The sequence below is a fragment of the Chrysiogenia bacterium genome, assembly GCA_020434085.1.
Classification (GTDB): Bacteria; JAGRBM01; JAGRBM01; order JAGRBM01; family JAGRBM01; genus JAGRBM01.
The window spans coordinates 1-3791 of sequence record JAGRBM010000515.1 but is presented as its reverse complement, the minus strand read 5'-3'; the positions used below and the strand labels follow the sequence as shown (position 1 = coordinate 3791).

At 61.9% G+C, this 3791-nt stretch carries 4 protein-coding genes; all 4 read left to right on the top strand.

Features of this window, described 5'->3' with window-relative positions:
• On the top strand, positions 1 to 371 hold a 371-nt coding region (locus KDH09_17335), incomplete at its 5' end, for a hypothetical protein (GenBank protein ID MCB0221464.1).
• Positions 372 to 391: 20 nt separating this feature from the next.
• Entirely contained in the window at positions 392 to 1873 is a 1482-nt protein-coding gene (locus KDH09_17330) for an aldehyde dehydrogenase (protein ID MCB0221463.1), read from the top strand.
• A 29-nt stretch (positions 1874 to 1902) separates the two neighbouring features.
• Positions 1903 to 2922, top strand: a complete 1020-nt coding sequence (locus tag KDH09_17325; GenBank protein MCB0221462.1) for an LLM class flavin-dependent oxidoreductase — start codon at positions 1903 to 1905, stop codon at positions 2920 to 2922.
• A gap of 70 nt (positions 2923 to 2992) precedes the next feature.
• Positions 2993 to 3493 carry a MarR family transcriptional regulator gene (locus tag KDH09_17320; protein ID MCB0221461.1) on the top strand — a complete coding sequence of 167 codons (501 nt, stop codon included), beginning with the start codon at positions 2993 to 2995 and terminating at the stop codon, positions 3491 to 3493.
• The last annotated feature ends 298 nt before the right edge of the window (positions 3494 to 3791 follow it).

Here is a 3791-nt window from a genome sequence, read left to right as displayed (position 1 = left end):
CGACGCTCTTCCGATCTGACCTCGTTGTAGAAGTCGTTGGCCGGCCCGAGGTCATGCCCGAGGGCGTGCGTATGATGGGTCGCGGCGCACGCTACCTTACACTCGGCAATATCACGCCCAAGGCCTTCTACAAGGAAGATCCTTCCATCCTCGTCGGTGGCAACCGCTCCATCGTGGGCGTCTCGCTCTATCCGGCGATCATTCTGAAGAAAGCGCTCGATTTCCTGATACGGGCACGCGACCGGTACCCGCTCACGTCTGTGCCGGTGAAATATTCGCTCGAACAGATCAACGAAGCCTTCGCCGATGCCGACCAGTTTGGCAAGGGCGGCAAGAGTATTTCGCGCGCGAGCATCGACCTGGCCGCCTGAACGCCGGAGGAGAGACACGCATGAGCATCGACCACAGCGAAACCGTCAAGGAACTCAACGTCGCGCGCTTCAACCGTATCTGGATCGGTGGTGAGTGGCGCGCGTGTAAGGACGCACTCCCCGTCGTCGATCCGGCTATGGGCGCGCAAATCGGGACGGTGGGGCAGGCAACCCCGCAGGACGTGGACGACGCTGTTGCCGCTGCACGCGCGGGTTTCAAGGCCTGGCGCGCACTGAGCACCAACAAGCGGCGCGAATGCATCCTGAAACTCGCCGCGCTGGTGCAGGGAAACGAAAAGGAACTCTGCGAGCTCGAAAGCCTGAACATGGGCATGCCGCTGCAGGTCTCGAAGTCTTTTGCTATCAAGGCCTGTTACCGGAACCTCGAGTACTTCGCCTCGTGGATGGACAAAATCTACGGCGAGGTGGTGCCGCTGACCGGCCAGTCCGAGGGGCACTTCAGCTACAACCTGCGCGACCCCTACGGCGTCGTCGCAGTCATCATCCCCTGGAACACGCCGATGCTCTTTCTGGGTTCCAAGCTCGGCCCCGCGCTGGCGACGGGCAATTCCGTCGTGCTCAAACCCTCGGAGCTTGCCTCGTGGACTTCGCTTCGCTTTGCCGAACTGGCAGAGCAGGCGGGCTTTCCCAGGGGCGTGATCAACGTCGTGACTGGAGATGGCTCGGTGGGCGGCGCGCTCTGCGAACATCCGGGCGTGGACAAGATTACGTTTACCGGCGGCGGCCCCACCGCGCGCCGGGTGATGGCTTCGGCGGCGAAGAACCTCAAGCCCGTCGCGCTGGAACTGGGCGGGAAGTCGCCCAACATTATCTTCAAGGACGCCAACATGGGCAAGGCAACGATGGGCTCGCTCATCGGGTGCTTCGCGCTCACGGGCCAGGCCTGCGCGGCCGGAACACGCGTCTACGTCGAAGAGCCCATCTACGAGACGATGGTGAACAACTTCAAGAACATGCTCAAAAGCCTCGCGGTGGGTGATCCCCTGAGCAAGGGGACGATCATCGGCCCGCTGGTCTCAAAGGCCCAGCTCGACCGGGTGATGGGTTTCATCGAGGGCGGCAAGAAGTCCGGCGCGAAGCTCATTGCCGGCGGCGGGCGCAAGGACGGCAAGCTCGCGGAGGGCTTCTTCGTCGAGCCGACAATCTTTGCCGAGGCTGATCCCTCCTGCGAGATGGCGCGCGAGGAAATCTTCGGGCCGGTAATGAACGTCTGGCCCTTCGAGAAGGTCGATGAAGTGATCGAGTGGGCCAATAACACGCCCTACGGGCTGGCTGCGGGGGTGTGGACCAGCGACGTCAACCGCGCTCACAAGGTTGCCCGCGCGCTGGAGGCCGGCATCGTGTGGGTCAATGGCTGGGGAACCATCCCCAATGCCGCGCCCTTCGGGGGCTACAAGCAATCGGGAATCGGACGCGAGGGCGGGCACAACGTCCTCGAGGAATTCACGCAGGTCAAAAACGTCTACATGGAGCTCGCCTGAGCGAGCGGGGAATCAGGAGGGGTAATCAAATGCTCAAATCAGGGATCTTTCACCTGTTTGAAACACTCAACAAAAAGGAAGTGGACCAGCTTTACCGCGAGGCGGTCGAGGAATGCGTCCTCGCCGAAGAGCTGGGCTTCGAGGGGATCCACCCGGCCGAACACCACTTCTCAAAGCACTACGGCATCATGCCGCGCACGGAAATCTTTCTGGCCTACGTGGCAGCCCGAACGAGCCGCATCAAGCTGGCGCCCCAGTGCATCGTCTCGCCACTGGCCGAGCCGCTGCGCCTGGCCGAGGACTGTGCCATGCTGGACATCCTATCGGGAGGGCGTTTCTCCTTCAGTTGTGGGGCGGGTTACCGAAAGTACGAGTTCGAGAAACTCAACTTCGACATCGAGGAAAACCGCGAGCGGCTGCGCGAGATCTGCGACATTGTGCAGAAGGCCTGGACCGGCGAGAAGTTCTCCCATGAGGGTAAGTACTATCAGTACAAGGACGTGCAGGTCGTTCCAAAGCCGCTCCAGCAGCCGCATCCCGACATCTGGGTGACGACGGCCAACCCCTCGACCATCGAGTGGACGATCAAGCATCGCCACACCGTGATGGCGACCGCGGGTTTTTCGCTCAAGGCCTTCCAGAAAGTGCTGGGAATCATCCATGACAGCGGCATCAAGCCCGAGAGCAGCACCGTGCCGTTCTTCAAGTGGCTCTACGTGGCCGAGACTGATGAGGAGGCCCGTGCCGTGGGGCAGCCGGCATTCGTGAAGACCATCGGCGCCTTCATGCAGTCGGGTGAGCGCCTCGTGGAGGGGCTACTCAAGAGCATCCAGCTGGCCGAGGGGGAGGACAAGATGGCGCGCCTCTCGGGCGAGGACATCGGGGCCTTCATCTGCGGCTCTCCCGAGACGATCATCAAGGAACTCAAACCCTTCGTGAAGTCCGGCGGAAACTACTTCATCGGCGGTTTCAACATCGGCGCCATTCCCACCGAGCAGGTGCGGCGCTCCATGGAGCTCTACGCAAAGGAAGTGATGCCGAATCTCTAGGGTCGGCACGGCCAGGCCAATCGGCTATATTCAAGAAGGTCAACGGGAGGGCGAGGGGCGAGGTGAGCGAGTGAGCCCGAAGAAGAGCAAGAACGATCCTCTTGATGACGTTGTCGAACGGCTGGTCGGACTGATTGCGCGCGTGCGCAAGCGCCAGGCGGCCGTCACGCAGGTGCACGGCGTCACCATGCTCCAGTTCACGGCGATCCAGGCCCTTCGGCAGGCCGGCGACATCAACATCACCCAGCTCGCCAAGCGCCTGCACCTCAATCAGAGCACCGTGAGCAGTCTCATCGACCGCATGGAGCGAGACGGCCTCGTTCGCCGCGTCCAGAGCAGCGCCGACCGTCGCTCGGTCAAGCTGCGGCTCACCGACAAGGCCGACGACATCGGCCAGGCCCTGCCCGATTCCCCTCTTGTCTTCTTCCGCCACCTGCTCGACGCGCTTACCCCCGAAGAACAGGCATCGCTCGGCAAGATCCTCGTCAAAATCGAGTCGCGCTTCGAGACCGAACTCTCCCGTATTGACTCGCTCTTCCCGCTTGCCTCGAAAGAGCGCGAAGCGGGCTGAACAGGCGCAGCCTGCTACGTGGTGATGCAGACCGTCTAACCCTGCCGATAAAGTTTCCGCGAGGCTGGAGCCACTCTATACGTCCCTCGGGCACCGCCAAGGACCCAAGCAGTTCCCGATTTCGAGTCCCGTCCGCTCCGCCGCTTGCCCCCCCCGGAAATGCATTCCTTTGCACTCTCCGGTGAGTGTGCGGGGTTGCGCGCCCACACACTTCCAGCTTGCCGGTTTTATGGGCCACGGAAGGGACCAAAGCGTGTGGCTCGTGGTCTTGTGTCGTACATTTGTTTGAAAAGTGTTG